Annotated in this window: 15 protein-coding genes; 7 read left to right on the plus strand and 8 right to left on the minus strand. The window is 55.4% G+C overall.

From position 1 onward, the window contains the following. Window positions 1-161 precede the first annotated feature (161 nt). The gene (locus tag FDK21_RS01430) at window positions 162-2,219 is read left to right on the plus strand and encodes an elongation factor G (RefSeq protein WP_138147253.1); all 2,058 of its coding nucleotides are present in this window, start codon (window positions 162-164) and stop codon (window positions 2,217-2,219) included. An 81-nt stretch (window positions 2,220-2,300) separates the two neighbouring features. Here the strand turns inward: FDK21_RS01430 and FDK21_RS01435 are convergent, their stop codons facing one another. Beyond that, a complete protein-coding gene (locus FDK21_RS01435; protein ID WP_246657467.1) occupies window positions 2,301-3,686 on the minus strand; it encodes an HD domain-containing protein in 1,386 nt (461 codons plus the stop codon). Between the two features lie 208 nt (window positions 3,687-3,894). Here FDK21_RS01435 and msrP point away from each other — a divergent pair, with 208 nt between their 5' ends. Continuing rightward, a complete protein-coding gene (gene msrP / locus FDK21_RS01440; RefSeq protein ID WP_138147254.1) occupies window positions 3,895-4,905 on the plus strand; it encodes a protein-methionine-sulfoxide reductase catalytic subunit MsrP in 1,011 nt (336 codons plus the stop codon). Window positions 4,906-5,403: 498 nt separating this feature from the next. On the opposite strand, the gene FDK21_RS01445 is transcribed toward msrP, so the two are convergent. The 3 genes from FDK21_RS01445 to FDK21_RS01455 form a co-directional block, all read right to left on the minus strand. Next, complete coding sequence (locus FDK21_RS01445; RefSeq protein ID WP_198662907.1) at window positions 5,404-6,306, minus strand: LysR family transcriptional regulator; 903 nt, start codon at window positions 6,304-6,306, stop codon at window positions 5,404-5,406. A gap of 178 nt (window positions 6,307-6,484) precedes the next feature. Beyond that, window positions 6,485-7,429, minus strand: a complete 945-nt coding sequence (gene trxB, locus FDK21_RS01450; protein ID WP_138147255.1) for a thioredoxin-disulfide reductase — start codon at window positions 7,427-7,429, stop codon at window positions 6,485-6,487. Window positions 7,430-7,484: 55 nt separating this feature from the next. Continuing rightward, window positions 7,485-8,444 (minus strand): mitochondrial fission ELM1 family protein, encoded by a 960-nt coding sequence (locus FDK21_RS01455; protein ID WP_138147256.1) that lies wholly within the window; start codon window positions 8,442-8,444, stop codon window positions 7,485-7,487. Between the two features lie 200 nt (window positions 8,445-8,644). Between FDK21_RS01455 and FDK21_RS01460 the strand changes: the two genes are divergently transcribed. Beyond that, a complete protein-coding gene (locus FDK21_RS01460) occupies window positions 8,645-9,121 on the plus strand; it encodes an Lrp/AsnC family transcriptional regulator (protein WP_114009527.1) in 477 nt (158 codons plus the stop codon). A gap of 131 nt (window positions 9,122-9,252) precedes the next feature. On the opposite strand, the gene greA is transcribed toward FDK21_RS01460, so the two are convergent. The 3 genes from greA to FDK21_RS20870 all read right to left on the minus strand — a co-directional run bounded on the left by greA (window position 9,253) and on the right by FDK21_RS20870 (window position 14,020). Further along, a complete protein-coding gene (gene greA / locus FDK21_RS01465; RefSeq protein ID WP_114009526.1) occupies window positions 9,253-9,726 on the minus strand; it encodes a transcription elongation factor GreA in 474 nt (157 codons plus the stop codon). A gap of 133 nt (window positions 9,727-9,859) precedes the next feature. Further along, window positions 9,860-13,168: a carbamoyl-phosphate synthase large subunit gene (carB, locus tag FDK21_RS01470; RefSeq protein WP_138147257.1), complete on the minus strand. Its 3,309-nt coding sequence runs from the start codon at window positions 13,166-13,168 to the stop codon at window positions 9,860-9,862. A gap of 429 nt (window positions 13,169-13,597) precedes the next feature. Then, entirely contained in the window at window positions 13,598-14,020 is a 423-nt protein-coding gene (locus tag FDK21_RS20870) for a helix-turn-helix domain-containing protein (RefSeq protein WP_245418420.1), read from the minus strand. Window positions 14,021-14,475: 455 nt separating this feature from the next. Here FDK21_RS20870 and FDK21_RS01480 point away from each other — a divergent pair, with 455 nt between their 5' ends. After that, window positions 14,476-15,396, plus strand: a complete 921-nt coding sequence (locus tag FDK21_RS01480; protein ID WP_114009524.1) for a neutral zinc metallopeptidase — start codon at window positions 14,476-14,478, stop codon at window positions 15,394-15,396. 86 nt (window positions 15,397-15,482) lie between these two features. On the opposite strand, the gene carA is transcribed toward FDK21_RS01480, so the two are convergent. After that, the gene (gene carA / locus FDK21_RS01485; protein WP_138147258.1) at window positions 15,483-16,697 is read right to left on the minus strand and encodes a glutamine-hydrolyzing carbamoyl-phosphate synthase small subunit; all 1,215 of its coding nucleotides are present in this window, start codon (window positions 16,695-16,697) and stop codon (window positions 15,483-15,485) included. A gap of 602 nt (window positions 16,698-17,299) precedes the next feature. On the opposite strand from carA, the gene FDK21_RS01490 reads away from it, so the two are divergent. The 3 genes from FDK21_RS01490 to rpoD all read left to right on the plus strand — a co-directional run bounded on the left by FDK21_RS01490 (window position 17,300) and on the right by rpoD (window position 22,513). Next, window positions 17,300-17,749 carry a GatB/YqeY domain-containing protein gene (locus FDK21_RS01490; protein ID WP_114009522.1) on the plus strand — a complete coding sequence of 150 codons (450 nt, stop codon included), beginning with the start codon at window positions 17,300-17,302 and terminating at the stop codon, window positions 17,747-17,749. A 213-nt stretch (window positions 17,750-17,962) separates the two neighbouring features. After that, window positions 17,963-19,969 carry a DNA primase gene (dnaG, locus tag FDK21_RS01495; RefSeq protein WP_138147259.1) on the plus strand — a complete coding sequence of 669 codons (2,007 nt, stop codon included), beginning with the start codon at window positions 17,963-17,965 and terminating at the stop codon, window positions 19,967-19,969. A 492-nt stretch (window positions 19,970-20,461) separates the two neighbouring features. After that, window positions 20,462-22,513: an RNA polymerase sigma factor RpoD gene (gene rpoD, locus FDK21_RS01500; RefSeq protein ID WP_138147260.1), complete on the plus strand. Its 2,052-nt coding sequence runs from the start codon at window positions 20,462-20,464 to the stop codon at window positions 22,511-22,513. Window positions 22,514-22,538 lie beyond the last annotated feature (25 nt).

Genomic DNA, 22,538 nt, shown 5'->3' on the forward strand with positions numbered 1-22,538 from the left:
TTTGAGATGTTCTGTCCGACATTTGGCAGTTTATGGATGGTCTGAACGGGAGGTTTGTTCAACAGACGGAAATTTCCAAGCAAGAGCTGATGATTGTTCATCTGAGCGATCTTTGGATCTTATGCCGGACGTCATGCTCAAAAATGAAAGGAGGATCTGCCATGGGACAAGTTGGCAGAAGAGTCGAGGGTCCACGTTGCGTAGCCATCGTAGGACCCTTTGGAGGCGGTAAAACAACTCTCCTTGAAGCCATTTTGGCGCGAACCGGAGCCATTAACAAATTTTCATCGGTAGATAGCGGAAGCTCGGTCGGGGATGGATCGGAGGAAGCCAGATCCCACCATATGTCAGTGGAAGCCAACATCGCCGAAACCGAATTTATGGGTGATACTTACACCTTCATTGATTGTCCCGGATCTGTCGAATTCCAGTTTGAAAGTCAGCCTGCCCTCTCCGCCGTTGATCTCGCGATCGTGGTTTGCGAACCAGACGAGAAGAAGATCCCCGCGCTGCAAGTGATCCTGAAAAGCCTTGAAGAGCGCAACATTCCCCGGATTCTTTTCCTGAACAAAATGGACAAATGCACCGCCCATGTGCGCGCGGTTGTCGAGGAACTGCAAAAAGCCAGCGCCACACCTTTGCTGTTGCGTCAGATTCCTATCTGGAAGGGTGAAACGGCCATTGGCTATATCGATCTCGCTCTTGAACGTGCGTTCCTTTATCACGAGCATGCCCCGAGCGAACTGGTTGGCATGAGCGAGACGGATCAGGAGCGCGAGTGGGAAGCCCGTTATTCGATGCTTGAAACCCTGTCCGACCATGACGAAGTGCTGATGGAGCAGCTGCTTGAAGAAATGGAACCGGATGCCGAGCGGGTGTTTGGGGACTTGGTCGAGGAAATGCGCCAAGGGCAGGTGATGCCGGTGCTGATCGGGGCCGCCGAACAAGAGAATGGCATTTTGCGCTTGCTGAAGGTGCTGCGTCATGAAGGCCCGGGCATTGAAACCACTGCCAAGCGCCTTGGTTGTCCGGATCCTGCGGAAGGCGATGCCATTTTACAAGTGATGAAGTCGATCCATACTTCCCATGGCGGCAAACTGTCCATTTCCCGTGTGCTCAAGGGTGCCGTGAAGGATGGGGATGTCTTCTATGGGGCGGACGGCGACGAAATTGGTCGTTCTTCTGGTCTGTTCCATGTGCAGGGACAAAAAACGGTCAAGGACAATCGGGCGACCGAAGGACAAGTCATCGCTCTTGGCAAGCTTGATGTCGCCCATACCGGTACGACCCTGACGACGGCCAAGGCCGGGGTTGATCCTCTTGATTTGTTGGCCATTCCGGCCCCGGTCTTCGGCATGGCTGTGAAGCCAACCGAGCATCGCGATGAAGTCAAGCTGCATGCAACCTTGCAAAAGCTGACGGAGGAAGATCCGTCTCTGGTGGTGGAGCAAAACCAGGATAGTGGTGAAACCATCCTGCGCGGTCAGGGCGAGATGCATTTGCGGGTGGCTGTTGAACGGCTGCAGGGCAAATATGGCATCAATATCGAGCATTACACACCTGTGGTTCCTTACAAGGAAACCATCCGCAAAGGCGTCACTGTGCGCGGTCGCCACAAGAAGCAGTCTGGCGGTCATGGGCAGTTTGGTGATGTGGTCATTGATATCAAGCCAATGGGCCGTGGTGAAGGATTTGTCTTCAGCGAAAGCATCACTGGTGGTGTCGTGCCAAAGCAGTATTTTGGCTCGGTCGAGAATGGGGTGAAGGATGCACTGGTCAAGGGGCCATTGGGCTTCGAGGTGGTGGATCTGACGGTCAATCTGTCCGATGGCTCCTACCATACGGTGGACAGCTCCGATCAGGCTTTTCGGTCTGCAGGCACTTTGGCCATGCGCGAAGGCTTGCCGGATTGCAGTCCGGTGCTGTTGGAGCCGATCATGAATGTGAAGATCGCCGTGCCGAATGATGTGACCGCCAAGGTCAACACCATCGTTGCGGGTCGCCGTGGGCAGTTGATGGGTTATGACGCCCGTCCGGGCTGGGATGGCTGGGATGTGGTTGAATCCCTGATGCCGCAGTCGGAAATCGGAGACCTGATCATCGAGTTGCGCTCGATCTCCGCGGGGGTGGCGTCGTTTGAGGCCAGCTTTGATCACATGCAGGAGCTGACCGGTCGCAATGCGGATCTGGTTCTGCAAGCCGCTCAGGCTGCGGAATAGTCCTGATTACCGTGGGGCCGAGAGAAGGGAACGGGGCGTAAAGCCCCGTTTTCTGGTGCGGTCATGGTGGTTGGCTGCCAGTCAGGCCGCTTCCGGCTTCTTCATTTTCGCAAGTGCCATTTTGAGAGCGGCGACGCACCTGCCGTCAAAGGCGGTGCCTGTATCCTTGTCGAGGATGGAAAGCGCCTTTTCGATCGGCATGGCGGCGCGATAGGGGCGGTCGGCAGTCAGAGCGTCAAAGACGTCGGCAACGCTGAGAATGCGGCTCTCCAAACAAATTTCCTCGCCTTTCCAGCCTCTGGGATAGCCTTTGCCATCCAACTTTTCATGGTGGCTGCCAGCAAGAGGGGCAATGTCCCGGAAGGCTTCGATCCGCGTAAGAATGGCCTCGCCATGGACAGGGTGGCTCTGAATGGCTTGCCATTCCTGTGGATCCAGTTTGCCATTTTTGTCGAGGATCTGGTTGCTGATGGCCAGTTTGCCGATGTCATGGAGCAGGGCGGCGCGGCGCAACCAGCGGCGATGAGCGGTGTCGAGCCCCAGCTCGGCGGCAATGATGTCGGTGTAAATCGCGACGCGGCTGCTATGCTCGGCAGTGAAGGGGCTTTTGGCATCAACCACATCGGCGAAGGCAGCGGCGATTTCATCAAGATGGTCTTCATCAATCTGCTGATGGTGGCTGGCAGCGTCCATGGCAAACAGCGTTTGATCAATGTCGCTGGAGGACAGTGTTTCCCAAAAGCCCGGCTGGGCCTGAACCGCCAAAAAGGCCTCGACCAGCGCCGGATCAAACCAGCTGCCGCTGCGGTGTTTGATTTCTTCAATCGCTGCTTGTCGCGAGTGTGATTGGGTGAAGACGTCCACCACTTGTGCCAGCAGGGCGATGTTGGCATTGAGTGGGATATCTTGGGCCTTGATCCCGTTGGGTTTGCCTGAACCATTCCAATGTTCATCAAGGCTATGGATGCCGTCTTGCACGGCCTTGGAGAAACGCATTTTGGCGGCAATGTCAGCACCGCGCTGACAACGCGTTTCGATCAATTCTCGTGCGATGGTGCCACCATTTTGCAGGATATGAACCACGGCGCGGATGCGCTCGCTGAAGCCGCTTTCAAGGCCGGTCTTGGAGAGCACAAAGCGCAGGGCGGCGGCGAGACTGCCGTCGATGGTTTTGAAGTCGCGCTTGAAGGTGATGTCGTCGGCCAGATAGAGGGCGCAAATGCGCGCCGCGTTGCTGGAGCAGCCCAGATCCTTGAGCAGCAGGGTATAATAGAGATCTTCAAGGGCTGTGTCGTCCAGTCCCAGATGCATGCCGATATTGGTGCCGATCCAGCAGCAACGGACGCAATGACCCACCGGCTGCCCCTCTGTCAAGTCAAGCGCGTAACTGAGGGAGCCGAGTAGCTCCGACAAGCGGACGGTCTTCATTGCGGCTTGGGCCAGGTCATGATTGTATAGCTGGAACATCACGGGACCTCTCTGTTTCCTTCCATTTCTAACCATAGAGAATGAATATTTGGATAAGTATGGATCCTTAGGTGCGTGTTATGATGTCTCACTTTGCACGACACGGATTGGTGATTTGTTCCAATCGGGCAGAGACCGTAGGCTTTGAGATCGGACCCCTGGGTAGAGGGGGCAACAATGCCAATTGATCATCGAGGGTGAGGACGCAATGTTTATCAAACGCAATCGCAGTTGGTCCCTGAAGGAGCATCAGGCAACGGACGAGCAGGTCTATCTCAATCGGCGCAGCTTTCTGCGTGGCTCATCCTTGCTGATTGGCGGGGCAAGTCTCAGCCTTGCAGGATGCAATATGGACAGTGCCGCATCCGATAGCGCGATCACGCAAAGCGCCTCGACCTCCGACTTCAAGGATCCGACCCTTGATCTCTACCCAGCCAAGCGCAACCCGACCTACATTATCAAGCGGGATATCACGCCTGAGGAGGTCAATGCGGCTTACAATAATTTCTATGAGTTCGGCTCGCACAAGCAGATTGCCAAGGCCGCTCAAAGCCTCAAGACGCGCCCCTGGACTGTCAAGATTGACGGTCTGGTCGAGGAGGAGATGGAACTGGACATCGACGTGCTGGTCCGCTCGATGGTGCTGGAAGAGCGCCTCTATCGCCATCGCTGTGTCGAGGCATGGTCAATGACTATCCCCTGGACCGGTTTTGCCTTTGCTGATCTGGTCAAGAAGGCCAAGCCACTCTCGAAGGCCAAATATATCCGGATGGAAACCTTCCATGATCCAAGCGTTGCCAGCGGTCAGAAACAAAGCTGGTATCCGTGGCCCTATGTTGAAGGGGTGTCGATCGAAGAGGCGATGAACGAGTTGGCGTTTCTGGTTACGGGTGCGTATGGCAAACCGGCGGCCAAACAGTTTGGTGCGCCGCTGCGATTGGCATTGCCGTGGAAATATGGGTTCAAGTCAATCAAGTCGATCACCCGCTTCACTTTCACGGACAAGCGACCGGTCAGCTTCTGGGAGCAACTCGCACCGGGGGAATATGGTTTCTGGGCCAATGTGAATCCGGAGGTGCGGCATCCGCGCTGGAGTCAGGCGACCGAACAGGTGCTCGGCACCAATGAGCGCATCCCGACACAATTCTTCAATGGCTATGGTGAGCAGGTCGCTCATCTCTACAAGGAATTGGGTAAGCGCGAAATTTTATACCGCTGATTTTAGCGGGATGTTTCACGCTGGATTGCAGTTATGCAAATATGGACAATCGAACTGCTGCTCTATGCATGCGGTGCAGCATAAACGGGTGTCTCGCCCTCGTCCTATGCATTATTGAACCAACTGATTTTGATAGATTATTGTGCAAACTTATTTTTGATTAAAAAATAGGCATAAATAGTCTGTATGCGCAGCAACTGGCTTAGGCGAAAAAAAAAGCCGGACCAAGGTCCGGCTTTGAAGTAAAATCCGCATAAATATGCGGAGCAATCACCTTCCAGAGGGGAACAGCTGGCTACAAACATCGCCACGGGGAGGAGTGTGTGACGATTATTGCCTTCAGCTAAGGCTGTATATGCCTATTAATTAGCCTACTTACAATCCATACAGACGCATTGCTGCTATGCGGAAAGGGCATGGCAGTTGTTCCATTGCACTGTAGGTGTTATGCGATGTCCAGTGAGCAAGCTTTGGTCGTGAAACGTAGCTCTGACGCAATTAATAATGCCAGCTTGCCGCTTTTGACAGCAGAAAATCCCTGATGGCGTTGATGCGCATGGAATTGCGCAATTCTGCGGCATAAACAAAATAAGTCTCGAAGCTTGGCATTTCCACACTTGGCAACAACTGTATGAGGTTGTCGCGCGGATGGACAACGTAATCGGGTAGAATCGCAATGCCTGCACCGCGCATCACAGCGCTACGCAGGCCAAGGATGTTGTTGACCTTCAGCGCCATCTGGCGCTTGCGCCCCGGGGGCATCTGGGCGGTTTCAAGCCAGTTGATGTCCTTGAGATAGGCCGGGTGATTGTTGCCAAAGCAAATCAGGCGATGATGGTCCAGATCATCCATCGATTGTGGCTGGCTGTATTTCTTCAAATAGTCCGGTGCGGCATACATGTGGAAATGGACGGTGAAGAGCTTGCGCTGAATGAGATCCGGCTGGGTCGGTTGATGCAGGCGAATGGCGACGTCGGCCTCACGCATCCCCAGATCGAGATCCTCATTCTCCAGCAGCAGATTGATCGCGATGCCGGGATAGAGTTCCAGAAATTCCGGTAGATGCTGGGTCAGCCATGCAGAGCCAAGACCAACGGTGGTGGTCAGTCGCAACTCTCCGGTTGGTTTTTCCTTGGAGTCCGTCAGGTGAGTGCGGACCGTTTCCAGCTTCATCAGCACATCATGGGCGGTGCGATAGAGTAACTCACCCTGTTCTGTCAGGATGAGGCCACGGGCATGGCGATGAAAAAGCGTGACGCCGAGATCGGCCTCAAGGGCGCTGACCTGACGGGAGATGGCGGATTGGCTCATGTGGAGCTTGTCACCGGCATGGGTGAAGCTCCCGGCATCTGCAGCCGCATGAAAGATGCGAAGTTTGTCCCAATCCATATTGTCCTCCACCAAGAGCAGCTGATGGCCCCTCTCGGTTCTATACTGAAAATCCAGACCTTTGTTTTGCTATGCGTATTGGTTACGTCTGGCATGCAAAAACCAAGGTAACCGATAGTCTAATAACTTTGCAGCGCAAAACAAAGTGTCTGTCTGCGGTCTGGGAGGATTTCTTGGGCAAAACCCGTTATTATTCAGCGTCTTCCTGCTCAGCTAGGAAGCGTTCTGCCTCCAAAGCTGCCATACAGCCCTGTCCGGCGGCTGTGACGGCCTGACGATACTTGTCATCGGTCACGTCGCCAGCAGCAAAAACGCCGGGAATGGAGGTGACGGTCGAATCAGGTGCCGACCAGATATAGCCGTGGTCGGTCATCTTGATCTGGTCTTTGAACAACTCGACAGCCGGGGCGTGGCCAATAGCGACAAAGATGCCGTCGGCGGTGATGTCGGTGGTCTCGCCTGTTTTGACATTGCGCAGCTTGGCACCGGTGACGCTTGGTGGGAAGCCTTCCTTGCCGGTGAATTCTTCGATCACGCTGTCCCAGATCACTTCGATCTTGGGATGCTTGAACAGGCGGTTCTGAAGGATCTTCTCGGCGCGGAACTCATCGCGGCGATGGATGACGGTAACCTTGTCCGCATGGTGGGTCAGATACAGCGCCTCTTCAACAGCGGTGTTGCCGCCGCCAATCACCAGCACTTCCTTGCCGCGATAGAAGAAACCGTCACAGGTGGCACAAGCGGAGATGCCGAAGCCCTTGAACTTCTCTTCGGTTTCCATGCCGAGCCAGCGGGCCTGTGCGCCGGTGGCGATGATCAGGCTGTCGGCGGTATATTCGGTGCCGGAATCGCCCTTGGCCTTGAAGGGGCGGGACGACAGGTCAACTTCGGTGATGATGTCAGAGACCAGTTTGGTGCCGACATTGGCTGCCTGCGCCTTCATCTGTTCCATCAACCACGGGCCCTGAATTTCTTCGGCAAAGCCAGGATAGTTTTCGATTTCGGTGGTGATGGTCAACTGACCACCTTCTTGCATGCCGGCAACAAGGGTTGGCTCAAGCATGGCGCGGGCGGCATAAATGGCAGCGGTATATCCGGCCGGGCCAGAGCCAATGATCAAGACTTTGCTATGCATCGGAGTTTCTTTCTTCAAAGGGACTGCCATCTGCTGGGTGGCAGTCGGCACGCTATCAGGATTGGTTCAGCAGGTCGAGAATCTCGTCCGCTATCAGTTCCGTTGAATCTATGGTCGGGCGGGTTCCTGTTTCAAGTGGTCCCACAAGAAGTTGAACAGAAGGCTGTTGAATGAGCTGGTCGATGGTGCTTTTGAGCTTCCTAGGGTAGGCATCGGGCTCGAAAATATAGACAGGAACAGGGGCGGCAAGCACTTCTGACAGCATGGAATGAGAATCAGCCGTGACGATGATCGCGTCGGCCAGCGTCAGCATTGTGAAGTAGGGATTGTCACCTTCGCCATCCCAGATCCAGTGAGGGCGCGCGCGCAAGGCTTGCTGGATAGTCTTGAGCAGGTGGTCCGGCGTGCGTCGGGACGGGGTGACCATCACCCCCATATGGGGCGGCAACTCGTGGGCAATATAGTGAGCGAGGCGTTGGGCTGCGGCCTTGCCGAACTTTTCCTTGGCGGTGTCGCCACCCAGAACGAGCGCGATGCGCGGTGCTGGCAGGTGGTGCAGCGCTGCGGGACCCTTGCTTGCGGCCTGCTTGAGGGCCTCATGCGTGATGCGATGCGGGCCGGTCAGGGTGACCAGCACATTCTTGCCGCGTCGTTTGTCGTGGAACGGTACCCAGATCAGGTCGGCCTGCACATTGTCAGTGCGCGGGTCCTTTAAGAAGACTGTCACGGTGTGCGGGCTGATCTGCTTGAGTTTGCGCAGATAGGCGGCTGCGCGGCGGCCGGATGCGATGGCAATGTCCGGTGGTGTGCCATGGAGTGGTGAGGCGGGGTTTGCCGGATTGTCGGCGGGAGGAACGGGGCCCCAGGGCATCAGCCAGACCCATGGCGCGGCGGGAGCGACCGTGCGTGTTTCAATGCGGCCATTGAGCCGCTCGGCGACGCCCAGACACTGGTTCAGGTCACCTGCCTTGCCGTCCGTCAGAACCCAAATCACTCTATCAGGGGTGGAAGTCACGCAAGCGCTCCTATTCCTAAAATTTCCGAATCATTCACAGAACAGTCACTCTGTGTCGGAAATGCGCACAAAAAAATGTCAAAACTTTCCAAATCGGTGTTTTTGTGACTATGATATGGAAGGCTTGAGCGTTATACCGGTTGGCATTGGTTCGGGCGATATCTCTCCCCTTACTCAACAAAAATAAGAGACCTGTTGCATTGAAAGCAAGACTAGATCCCATCGACTGGAAGATCCTGAAAGAACTACAGGATGACGGTCGTATCACCAATGTGGAGCTCGCGCGCCGCGTCGGTATTTCCGCCCCTCCCTGCCTGCGTCGTGTCCGTGCGCTCGAAGAAGCCGGCATCATCAAAGGTTATCGTGCCATTGTCGACGAGAAGCAAATCGGGTTCGATGTGACCGCGATTGCCATGGTCGGTCTGCACAGTCAGGCTGAAGCCGATCTGGTTGCGTTCGAAAGCCTCGTGCGCTCATGGCCACAGGTGCGCGAATGCTACATGCTGTCGGGCGATATCGACTTTGTCCTGCGCTGTGTGGCCCCCGATCTTCAGGCCTTCCAGTCATTCGTGATCAACGAACTGACCTCGGCACCCAATGTAGATAGCGTGCGCACGTCGCTTACCATTCGACAGAGCAAAAACTATCCGAATGTTCCGATCGATCTGGGTGATTGATCGGGCTTTATGAAGAGGGATCGGGCAGTTTGTGTCCGGTTCGGGGACGGGCGAGGCAGTTAGGCAGCCCGTGAGCAGAGCCAAAATCTGCAAGGGAGCTGCGCCGGTTTGGAGACCGGCGCTTGAGGCCCCTAGACGTATTTCACTTTCAGAATCTCGTAGGATTTCGAGCCACCGGGTGCAGAGACCTCGACCGAATCCTCGACCTGTTTGCCGATCAGGGCACGGGCGATCGGGGAGGACAGGGAAATGCGACCCTTGTTCAGGTCTGCTTCCATGTCGCCTACAATCTGATAGGTCTTTTCCTCGTCGGTGTCTTCGTCGACAATGGTGACGGTTGCACCGAACTTGATCGTGTCGCCACTCATCTTGGACACGTCGATCACTTCGGCGCGGGACAGTTTGTCTTCCAGTTCGGCAATGCGCCCTTCATTGAGACTCTGCTGTTCTTTGGCAGCGTGATATTCGGCATTTTCCGAAAGGTCACCGTGCGCGCGCGCTTCTGAAATGGCGGCAATGATACGCGGGCGCTCTTCGCTGCTGCGTTTTTTTAGTTCTTCTTCCAGAGCCTGATATCCTGCAGGCGTCATTGGGATTTTTTCCATAGCCTTCGGAAAGCCTCCTGATCCGTTCCGGGGCATTGGCCCCTATAAAAAAGTTTAGCGCTCCGAGGGCAAAAGCCTTCGGAACGCGCATGAATCTGTCTCTATTCAACAGGCCAATCTTGGCCGTTGTTTGTTAGGAAAAATAGTCCTGCAGTGGCCGAACTTCAATGTTTCCTGTTTTGTAGGCTTCAATTCCCTGTGCTGCAGCAAGGGCTCCCGCCACCGTCGTGTAGTAGGGTACTTTATGCAAAAGTGCAGCGCGGCGCAAATCCCGACTGTCGGAAAGTGCTTTTGCACCTTCAGTGGTGTTGAAGACCAGATGCACTTCGCCGTTTTTGATGGCGTCAACAATGTGCGGACGGCCTTCCAGCATCTTGTTGATTTTCTCGCATTCAATGCCATTCTCTGCCAAATAGCGTTGGGTGCCGCCTGTCGCAATGATGCGGAAGCCTGCGTCTTTGAGGCGCTGGACCGCTGACAGGACCCGTGGCTTGTCATCTTTCTTGACCGAGATGAAGGCGGTGCCTTCCACCGGCACCTTGGTGCCGCCGCCCAGCTGGGACTTGGCAAAGGCGATTGGGAAGTCTTTGTCGAGACCCATAACCTCACCGGTCGAGCGCATTTCCGGGCCGAGCAACGTGTCGACGCCCTGGAAACGGGCAAATGGGAAGACGGCTTCCTTGACGGCGACATGATCGATCTTTTCGAGCTTCACGTCGAAGGTGGAAAGTTTTTCGCCGGTCATGACGCGGGAAGCGATCTTGGCAATCGGCTTGCCGACGGTCTTGGCAACGAATGGCACGGTCCGGGATGCGCGCGGATTGACTTCGATGACATAGATGTCGCCGTCTTTGACCGCATATTGCACATTCATCAGGCCGCCAACATTCAGCGCCAATGCCATCTCTTTGGTTTGACGGATCAATTCTTGCTGAATTTCTTCTGACAGCGAGTGGGGCGGCAAGGAGCAGGCGGAGTCGCCCGAATGGATGCCCGCTTCTTCGATATGCTCCATGATGCCGCAGACGACCACGTCTTCGCCGTCGCACAGGCAGTCCACATCCACCTCAATCGCGCCGGACAGATAGCTGTCAAACAGCAGGGCGTTTTGCGCCAGTACAGCGTTGATCTGGCCGGTCTTGTCGTTTGGATATTTGAGACGGATATCCGGTGGTACCAGCTCGGCCAGCGTCATCTGGATATATTTCTCGAAAGCGTCGGCGGTGCGGACAATTTCCATGGCGCGGCCACCCAGCACATAGGATGGACGGACCACGATCGGGAAGCCGATCTGATCGGCAACGATGCGGGCCTGCTCGATGGAATAGGCAATGCCGTTGCGTGGCTGCATCAGATCCAGCTTGTGCAGCAGCTTCTGGAAGCGGTCGCGGTCTTCGGCCAAATCAATGGCATCTGGCGAAGTGCCGAGGATCGGAATGTCTGCATCCTCAAGGGCATTGGCCAGTTTCAGCGGGGTCTGGCCACCAAACTGCACGATCACGCCAACCAGTTCGCCATTTTCCTGCTCTTTGCGCAGGATTTCGATCACGTCTTCTTCGGTCAGTGGTTCGAAATAGAGGCGGTCGGAAGTGTCATAGTCGGTGGAGACGGTTTCCGGGTTGCAGTTGATCATGATGGTTTCATAGCCAACTTCGCTCATGGCGTAGCAGGCATGACAGCAGCAATAATCAAACTCGATGCCCTGACCGATGCGGTTCGGGCCACCACCCAAAATGGCGACTTTCTTGCGATCCGACGGCATGGCTTCGCAGACGGTCGCGCCATCGAATGGCAGCTCGTAGCTGGAATACATGTAAGCGGTCGGGGAGGCGAATTCGGCCGCACAGGTGTCGATGCGCTTATAGACCGGGCGCACGTCAAGGGCATGACGCAGCTCAAACACTTTCTTGGCGCTGGTATCAGCCAGCTCGGCCAGACGGGCGTCAGAAAAGCCCATGCTTTTCAGCTTGCGTAGATTTTTCGCATCCTGCGGCAGACCATGGGCGCGGACACGCTCTTCCATGTCGATGATGCCTTGAACCTGTTCAAGGAACCATGGATCGAACTTGGAGATTTCATGGATCTGGTCGTGCGGCACGCCAAGACGCATGGCTTGGGCTGCCTTGAGGATCCGGTCCGGAGTGGCTTTGGCAAGGGCCGCGCGAATGGCGTTCTTGTCATCGCCTTGGCCGAGACCTTCAATTTCCACTTCGTTGACACCGGTCAGGCCGGTTTCAAGACCACGTAGGGCTTTCTGCAGCGATTCCTGGAAGGTCCGGCCAATGGCCATTACTTCCCCAACCGACTTCATGGCGGTGGAGAGGACTGGCTCGGCGCCGGGGAATTTCTCGAAGGCAAAGCGTGGGATCTTGGTGACCACATAATCGATGGATGGCTCGAACGAGGCAGGCGTTGCGCCGCCGGTGATGTCGTTGGCCAATTCATCCAAAGTGTAGCCGACGGCCAGCTTGGCTGCGACCTTGGCAATCGGGAAGCCGGTTGCCTTGGAAGCGAGCGCCGAGGAGCGCGACACGCGTGGATTCATTTCGATGACGATCAGACGGCCATTTTCCGGATTGACCGAGAACTGGACGTTGGAGCCACCGGTCTCAACACCGATCTCGCGCAGAACGGCCAGAGAGGCGTCGCGCATGACCTGATATTCTTTATCGGTCAGGGTCAGGGCCGGGGCGATGGTGATCGAGTCGCCGGTATGAACGCCCATCGGGTCGAGGTTTTCGATTGAACAAATGATGATGCAGTTGTCATTCTTATCGCGAACGACCTCCATCTCATATTCTTTCCAGCCGATGATGCTTTCCTCGACCAGCACTTCGGTGGTCGGGGAGGCATCGAGCCCCCGCTCTATGATTTCGAGATATTCTTCGCGGTTATAGGCCACGCCGCCACCGGTGCCGCCCATGGTGAAGGACGGACGGATGATGGCTGGCAGGCCGACCACGTCGAGCGCCTCAAGCGCTTCGGGGATATTGTGCGCCAGACGAGAAACCGGCGTATCAAGGCCAATCTTGGTCATCGCTTCGCGGAACAGCTCGCGATCCTCGGCCTTGTCGATGGCTTCGGCGGTGGCGCCGATCATTTCGACATTATATTTATCCAGCACGCCCATTTTGCGCAGCGACAGGGCGCAGTTCAGCGCCGTCTGGCCGCCCATGGTTGGCAGCAGAGCGTCTGGTCGTTCCTTCTCAATGATCTTGGCGACGATTTCTGGTGTGATCGGCTCAATATAGGTCGCGTCCGCCATGTCAGGATCAGTCATGATCGTGGCTGGGTTGGAGTTGACGAGGATGACCCGATATCCTTCCTCTTTCAGAGCCTTACAGGCCTGAGTTCCGGAATAATCGAATTCGCAGGCCTGCCCAATGATGATTGGGCCGGCGCCGATGATCAGGATGGATTGAATGTCGTTCCGCTTTGGCATCTTGTTTCGCGCTCATGTCAAGGCACCGCGCTCCCGCGCATGATGGGAGCCCAGGCCGTTGCAGGTCGGGGTTTTTCAGATGAGATTTGTGTCGCTATAGCGAAATATGGTCGTCAAGGCCATAGGGCGGGGCACTTTTTTGATAGAAATCAGCACTTATCCGGTCGATTGTTCGGTTTGTTGATCTCGTTTGGTTGATAATGTTCCCGGCCTGCGTTCGTTTGGTGGATATCGAAGCCTTGTTGTTGATGACTGCGGTTGATGAGACAGGTCTTGCCCAACTGAAGGGGGATTGACCCTTGAACGCACGATTTTCCGAGAAAAAACACGGTTTGTTGATATCTGTGGTTTTCCTGATGAATTGAATCGAAAAAGGGTGTTTTCGGGCTGGCTGGATATCGGCATGCCGAGGCTTTTGGGAGTGGTGTTTCAGCTCTCGTCCTGCTGAAACTGGCTCAGGTCCAGATTATACGGTTTGTTGCCATCATAATCCCCCACGCCGATGGAGAGCGCATAGCAGGCCAGACGCACAGACTTCGGAATTGTAACGGTTTTTCCGTCTCGTCGCCCTTTCTCGTAATATTGGATCATCCGCTTTTTCAAGCCAAGCAAATCAGCGGCATCCTTTTGTTTCAGCCCCATATTCTTCCGCCAGATGCGGAACTGTTCCGGAGGCATTGGATCAAGCGTGGTTTCTTTTTTCTGACTGGGCACGAGAAGCATCAACCTTAGACTAAATTTAACTTCGTTCGGGTGGCTTGGTGCAATTTGTGCGCTTTTGTCTGTTGACATTGGCGCACAATGTGCACATATATAGTCGTGTAAGCGCACTAAGTGCAGTTTCAGGTCCATTTAAAGCCTAAGCTTCCTTATGGTCAATCTGATAATTACCGTTTGGTGCGACAATCATCGGGATGTCATCGTCCCAACAACTTTTGGAGAAACCCAATGTTGGCTGATCTTGTAGCTAGCCGTGCGACGTTGGGCGTCAGTCGTCGGTGTGATGTACATAAGGTTGCTAGTTTCCGTTGCTCTTTTGCACGGATCTGGCGCTCTATTGTAGACTAAAACGCCCAATAATGTCCCGGTAAAAATCCGGGCATTTATAGACAAGAAGAAGGCCCGCACCCCACGCGGGCCTTTCTTGTTATCTGGCCTTTGGTGCAGCCCGATTTCCGCCGAGCCTCCCTCCTCTTTTCCACCTACATTTTGTTGCCATTGGTCAGATTTCTGATCGCAATTCGCTTGAGGCTTCGTGCAAGCTCTTTGTGACTATGGACCGGGTGCGAGATTCAGGGACTTAAGACATGCGTTGGCGAGGACGAAGACAAAGCAGCAATGTGGAAGATCAAAGAGGGATGCGTCCCGCTTCCATGCCAAGAGGCAGCATCCGCCTGCCTTTGGGGCGAGGGGGGCGTCGCGGCAGCCCAAGCCTGATTGTGCTTCTGGTTGTGGGGGGCGTTCTTTGGATGATGGGAGTCAGTCCGACCACAATCCTTTCGATGCTGATGGGTGGGGGGGATGTCTATCTCCCGCAACAGACATCACCGCAGAGCCAGCAGGCCCAACCGGGGCAATCTGCTGCCAATGACGAGATGGCGGCCTTTGTGAAGGTCGTGTTAGCCGAGACGGAAGATGTCTGGGGGAAAATCTTCCAGCAGGCGGGAGAGCGCTATCCCGAGCCGAAGCTGGTTCTCTTTTCCAATCAGGTCCGATCAGCCTGCGGGTCAGCCTCTTCGGCGACCGGGCCCTTCTATTGTCCGGGAGATCAGAAGGTCTATATCGATCTTGGCTTTTACCGCGAGTTGAAGACCCGGTTTGAGGCGCCGGGGGACTTTGCCCAAGCCTATGTGATTGCCCATGAAGTGGGGCACCATATCCAGAATATCACGGGGGTGCTGCCGAAATTCAATCAGATGCGGCGCTCTATGAGCAAGCTGGAAGAAAACCAAATGTCGATCCGGGTCGAATTGCAAGCAGATTGTTATGCTGGCGTCTGGGCCCATCGTACCAACCAGAAAGGCCTGTTGGAGCAGGGGGATCTGGGAGAAGCCCTGAATGCGGCTACCCAGATCGGTGATGATGCCTTGCAGAAGCGCACGCAAGGTTATGTAGTGCCTGACAGCTTCAACCACGGCACGTCCGCTCAGCGCAAGGCATGGTTTACCCGTGGCTATGAGGGCGGCAAGGTGGCGGCGTGTGATACCTTTTCTGTCGCCAATCCCTGAGACACGCCCTTTAAGGACAAAAGAAAACCCGCCGGGCAGGAGCCTTGGGCGGGTTTTCTGTATTTGAGTGTCAGCGGTTGCGGCTGTTATTCCGGGCGCTGCTCCATGCCTTTTTTCACCCGGATCAGATTGGTGAAGCGGGTGAAGAGATAATGACTGTCCTGCGGGCCAGGAGAGGCTTCGGGGTGATACTGCACCGAGAAGATCGGTTTGCCGTCTACCGCCAGGCCGCAGTTCGAGCCGTCAAACAGCGACACATGGGTCTCGGAGACGCCAGCAGGCAGGGTCTCACCATCAACGGCGAAGCCATGATTCATCGAGGTGATCTCGACCTTGCCGGTGGTCTTGTCTTGAACCGGATGGTTGGCGCCATGGTGGCCCTGATGCATTTTCTCGGTCTTGGCACCAAGGGCCAACGCCAGCATCTGATGGCCAAGGCAAATGCCGAACAAAGGAATGCCCGCCTCGATCACCGCCTTGATGGCGTCGACGGCATAGGTGCCGGTTGCTGCCGGGTCGCCGGGGCCGTTCGACAGGAAGACCCCGTCGGGATTAAGGGCAAGGATCTCTTCGCCGGTTGCGGTGGCAGGCAGGACGGTCAGCTTGCAGCCCTGTGCTGCCAGCAGACGCAGGATGTTGCGCTTGACGCCAAAGTCGATGGCCACCACATGGAAAGCATCTTCGGCGCGTTCGCCATAGCCCTTGTCCCATTGCCAAGGGGTTTCATTCCATTCGAAGCTGGCCGCCGTGGTGACATCCTTGGCGAGGTCAGCCCCGACAAGACCATTCCAGCCCGCTGCCTGACGTTTGAGGGCGTCGACATCGAAGTCACCATCCGGAGCGTGGGCGATGACCGCATTGGCCAGACCCTTTTCGCGGATGAGAGCTGTCAGGGCGCGGGTGTCCACACCGGCAATGCCGATGATGCCACGGCTTTTCAGCCAGGCGTCGAAATGGCGGGAGGCACGATAGTTGGATGGTTCCGTGATATCGGTCTTGATGACCGTGCCGCGGACGCCCGTCTCGCTTTCCATGTCGATCGTCTCGACGTCTTCCTCATTGGTGCCGATATTGCCCACATGCGGGAAGGTGAAGGTGACGATCTGGCCAGCATAGGAGGGATCCGTCAGGATTTCCTGATAGCCGGTGATGGCGGTGTTGAAGCAAACCTCGGCAACTGCAGAGCCAGTGCTGCCGATGCCTTGTCCTTCAATGACAGTGCCGTCCGCCAAGACAAGCAAGGCGGTTGGTTTGGTATCTTCCCAAGGTGCTGGGGCCGAGTTGGTAGCGGGGTGAGCCATGCCGAATGCGTCCTGAAAGTGTTTCGTTTCCCTCGTCCAAGCCAGTGACAGTGTCAGGTTCGTGCCAGTTTGCAGCCCGCCAGCGCCCGTCAGGCGCTTGCAGAACATGGACGGTTTGGCGGATTTGGGAAACACCTGTTCTCAGAAGACATGATCTAGGGCAAAAGATGGCCATCGTCAATGTGATGTTGAAAATTAATCAGATAATAGTTCTGATTTTCTACTTTATTCGGCATTTTGTGTTGTGGTGCTGCGTAAATCTCCTCTGGCGACCGAGATCTTTTTGTTGTACATGCTCAGATCCTTCGTAGCGACGAAGGGCTATAAGTGGAATGTCGACTTGCTCTTTGGCCGCTGTGGCTGTATTCAGGTTAGGTTTTTGTGATAGCCAAATGGCGTCCAAAAGCACTGGTTGCCGCCATGTAACGGTGCATTGTCCGTGAATCTTGACGCACGAGCGATGCGGTAAGTCTTTGAAGAAAGATGTGGTCTGGCTTTGATAGACATTTGTGTCGACAGACTATGTCCAGATGAAACTTCTACCGTCGAGATCTGGCAGCGGTACCATGGGTGCCCGGCCAGTCATGAGATGTGAGGCAAATATGCGTGAGCAAATTTCGGAACACCTGAAAGAAGCGATCAAGGCTCAGGACAAGCGTCGGATTGCGACCTTGCGACTGATCAGCGCTGCGATCAAGGATCGGGATGTCGAAGCACGTGGACAAGGCAAGGAACGGGTTTCTGACGACGAATTGCTGCAAATTCTGGCCAAGATGGTCAAACAGCGCGATGAGTCGATTGCAATTTATGAAGAGGCCGGTCGGCTGGAACTTGCTGAACAGGAGCGGGAAGAAGCGGTGATCATCAAGGAGTTCCTGCCTCAGCAAATGAGTGAAGACGAGGTTGCGGCTACCTGCTCGCGGGCGGTCGAGGAACTGGATGCCGGTGGCCTGCGCGATATGGGCAAGGTGATGGCGCATCTGAAGGCGCATTATCCGGGGCAAATGGACTTTGGTAAGGCAAGCTGCATCGTCAAGGGCATGTTGCTTTGATCTGACCGTTTGTTTTGACAGAGTTTCGCAATGGCTCCCTTGGTCGGGGGCCATTGTGCGTTTGACCTGCCGTCTCTTTACGAGACTGGCATTTTGCCCCACTTTCTGTAGCATGAAGGGGGTGGCAATTGGGAGCCATTCGGCTCGCGAGCCCGGATCAAAGGCTGATGCCTGATCGATGGCTGATAGAAGAATGAAAGTCTGGTCGCATCCATGAAGTTTCCGCAAAGTCTGCTGGAGGAAATCCGTGAACGGATTCCGGTATCGGATGTGGTGGGTCGCAAGGTCAAGCTGCGCCGCCAGGGGCGGGAATATGCCGGTTTGTCGCCCTTCAACAAGGAAAAAACACCGTCTTTCTTCGTCAATGATCAAAAGCAGTTCTATCATTGCTTCTCCTCTGGCAAACATGGGGACATTTTCAAGTTTCTGATGGAGACCGAAGGACTGAGCTTTCCCGAGGCTGTCGAGGCGCTGGCGCAACAGGCGGGCGTTGTCCTGCCTTCACCGGACCCTCAGGTTGAACGGCGGGAACGGGAACGGGCCAGCCTTTATGATGTGATGGAAATGGCTGCGCGCTATTTCCAGCTGCAGTTCAGCTCGGACCTCGGGCGTGAGGCAAGGCGGTATGCGCAGGCGCGTGGCCTGACGGGGGAAACGCTCAAGACCTTCCGCTTCGGCTATTCTGCCAATAGTCGCGATCATCTGAAAAGTTATTTGCTGGAGCGCGGTGTCAGCGAAGAAGATATGCTGGCGACCGGGCTGGTGATCAAGCCTGATGATGGTCGGGCGACCTATGATCGATTCCGCAATCGTCTGATGATCCCGATTGAGGATGAAAAGGGTCGCGTGGTGGCTTTTGGTGGCCGTATCCTTGATCCGGACGGCAAACCGAAATATCTCAACTCGCCCGAAACCAAGCTGTTCTTCAAGGGCACGATGCTGTTCAACGCCCATCGGGCGCGACAAGCTGCCTATGAGGCAGGGTCGGCCATTGTGGTCGAGGGCTATATGGATGCGATTGCCCTGCATCAGGCGGGCATACGCAATGTGGTGGCCTCCCTTGGAACCGCCTTTACCGAGCAGCAGATTGCCCGCATGTGGCGCTTCTCCAATGAGCCTTACATCTGTTTTGATGGCGACCGGGCAGGGCGACAGGCGGCCCACCGCTCGATTGAGCGCATTTTGCCCAGTTTGAAGGCTGGTTATTCCTTCCAGTTCGTCTTTCTGCCAGACGGCAAGGACCCGGACGATCTGGTGCGCAGTGGCGGGGCCGAGGCCTTCCGGCCGGTGCTTGGTTCGGCCAAGCCGTTGTCCGAGGTTATCTGGGAGCGGGAGCTGGACGCTCAGCCGGTCGATACACCAGAGCGCAAGGCGGCGTTTGAGAAACGAATTGAGGATCTGCTCAATACCATTCAGGATGAGCGGGTTCGGCGACAATATCAATTGTCGTTTAAATCGGCGCTCTCGACCCTGTTCTGGCAACAGGAGCGGCAGAAGCGGGATGAAAGCCGCAATCGCGGATTCACCGGCGGTGGGGCGCGGGCTGGCAAGGGGGCAGGGCCATCGAATGCCTTGCAAGCATCGGGCAATATATCGCGGGTGCCGGAAGAGGGGCAGTCGACCGAATATGAATATTGCCTCATTGGTCTGGCGATCCACATGCCTTTCCTGTTTGAGGAATTTGCCGAACAGATTCTCGAACTGCCGTTCCAAAAGGCAAGCCTTGAGGCCTTCAAGCATGTGCTGGCGCAAATCATCTTCGATCACAAAGCCCAATCCTATGAAGATGTCTATTTTCATTGCGGCGATGACTTGAAGGGGCTGCTTGACGACCTTCATGGGTTTGAGGAACGCAAGGAGGATGGCAGCCTTGTTTATCCATGGGGCTGGCGTCTTGCCGGGCGTCGGCGGGTGCATCAATTGGTCTATGGGCCTTCGCGGCTCTTCCTGCAGCGTCTGTTCCAGTCCTATCTGAATGTGCTGGAAGTGCGTGAGATCGAGAAGGACCTCGAGCGGGAAATGGGGCAATTGTCCGGCTCGGTGGATGAGGCCCTGTTCGATCGCATCCGCACCCTCAATAACGAGCTGCATCGGCGGCGCGAGGAAAATCTGCGTGAAGAGCAGGAGCTGTCCGAGCTTTACAATCAGATGAAGGAAAGCGGGATTTCGGACACTCTGGAAGATACCTTGGCGCAATTGGCCAAGCCGGGCATGAGCTGACCTGTACCGAATCAGCTTCATTCTGGTCAAAACGAATCAGTTGCTTTGCTTACTTGGCCGTGCGGGAGGACTTGATTGCAGGGTAAATTGCGCTAAATGATTCAAAAAAGTCGGTTTTCTGGCGGTTTTTGACGTCTGTGGGGGTTGCCGAATCGAATCACTGCGCTAAATATCATGGTTCGGCAGCGCTATGCGCCAAAGTCAAGTTGGCGAGGGAATGATTGTTAGCTGCATTATTCAAAGGAAACCTGAGCCGCAGACCAATTGGTCTGACCGGCCTGATTGGGTGTGGATAGGGTCTTGAGGGGTTAAGACAGCTGCATGCAACAGGTTTCGGTTAAGGGGCGTTTAACGTCAACACGGTATGAAGGTCCGATAATCCTGAAAAATCATGCCACTGGCAAGGCGAGTGCCTGATGGATATGAAATAGCGTCCGTGCGAATGGATGACGTTCAGCACAGGGTCTGAATGGAGCATCCTTGGAGACAGGAATGGCAACAAAGGCAACACAGAATACTGAAGAAAAGTCCGGCTCAGAAGGTGCAAGTTCCGACGCGCCGCTGCTGGACATGACCGCGTCTGCCGTCAAGCAGATGATCAAGACTGCCAAGAAGCGCGGATATGTCACCTATGACGAGTTGAACGAGGTTCTGCCTTCTGAAGAAGTTTCCTCCGAGCAGATCGAGGATACCATGTCGATGTTGTCTGACATGGGCATCAATGTGATCGAGGCGGAAGAAGCCGAAGAAAACGAAAGCGAGAGCAATTCGACCGAGTTGGTGGAAGCCAAAGGGTCCACGGCTGTTGCGAAAACCACGACCAGCAAGGAGCCGACGGACCGGACCGACGATCCTGTGCGGATGTATCTGCGCGAGATGGGGTCGGTTGAGCTTTTGTCGCGAGAAGGCGAGATTGCCATTGCCAAGCGGATCGAAGCCGGTCGCGAGGCGATGATTGCCGGATTGTGCGAAAGCCCGCTGACTTTTCAGGCCATTATTATCTGGCGTGACGAACTGGTCGAAGGCAATATTCTGCTCAGAGACATCATTGACCTTGAGGCCACCTATGCTGGCCCGGACAATGACGTGGATGACGACGAGGAAGAGGGCGATGAGACTGCGGAGGGCGTTGCCACCGAAGCATCCGGGGCGCCCGCTGCTTCGTCTGATACGCCAAAGCCTGCTGCTGCCGCTCAGCCGAAATCCGGCGAGGAGGGGGAAGAACCCGAGAGCGAAGGGGAAGGCGACGACGATGACGATGACGATCTCGAGAACAACATGTCTCTCGCGGCGATGGAAGCCGAGCTGAAGCCGAAGGTTCTGACGATTTTCGACCAGATTGCCGACGACTACAAGAAGCTGCGCCGCCTGCAGGATCAAATCGTTGAAGTCCGCATGGCCAACAAGGCTCTGTCTCCTCAGCAGGAAAAGAAATATGACAAGCTGAAGGAAGACATCATTGTCGAGGTCAAGAGTCTGTCTTTGAACCAGAATCGTATCGATGCTCTGGTCTCCCAGCTCTATGACATCAACAAGCAGCTTGTCGGTCGTGAAGGGCGTCTGCTGCGTCTGGCCGAAGCCTACGGTGTCAACCGTGGTGAGTTCCTCAAGCAATATCAGGGTCACGAGCTGGATCAGGCATGGTCCGAGCGTGTTGCGACTTTGACCAGCCGTGGCTGGAAAGACTTCATCCATCACGAGATGGACCGGATTGCTGAACTGCGTGAAGACATCCAGATGCTGGCAACCGAGACGGGCCTTGAAATCGGCGAGTTCCGCCGCATCGTTTCCTCCGTGCAGAAAGGCGAGCGGGAAGCCCGTCAGGCCAAGAAGGAAATGGTCGAAGCCAACCTGCGTCTGGTGATTTCGATCGCCAAGAAATACACCAACCGCGGTCTGCAGTTCCTCGACCTCATTCAGGAAGGCAATATCGGCCTTATGAAGGCGGTCGATAAGTTCGAATATCGCCGTGGGTACAAATTCTCGACCTATGCGACCTGGTGGATCAGGCAGGCGATCACCCGTTCGATCGCCGATCAGGCCCGGACCATTCGTATTCCGGTGCATATGATAGAGACAATCAACAAGATTGTCCGCACCAGCCGCCAGATGCTGCATGAAATTGGTCGTGAGCCAACGCCGGAAGAGCTGTCTGAAAAGCTGCAGATGCCGCTTGAGAAGGTCCGTAAGGTGCTGAAAATCGCCAAGGAGCCAATCTCCCTTGAAACGCCAATCGGCGACGAGGAAGACAGCCATCTGGGTGATTTCATTGAGGACAAGAATGCGATCCTGCCAATCGATGCGGCCATTCAGGCCAACTTGCGCGAGACCACGACCCGCGTGCTGGCCTCGCTCACCCCGCGTGAGGAACGCGTGCTGCGCATGCGCTTTGGCATCGGCATGAATACCGACCACACGCTGGAAGAGGTTGGTCAGCAATTCTCGGTGACCCGTGAGCGTATTCGTCAGATCGAAGCCAAGGCGCTGAGAAAACTCAAGCATCCAAGCCGCTCACGCAAACTGCGCAGCTTCTTGGACAGCTAAGGGCATCTTGGATTTGGAAACAAAA

This window comes from Cohaesibacter sp. CAU 1516 (assembly GCF_005771485.1).
Classification (GTDB): domain Bacteria; phylum Pseudomonadota; class Alphaproteobacteria; order Rhizobiales; family Cohaesibacteraceae; genus Cohaesibacter; species Cohaesibacter intestini.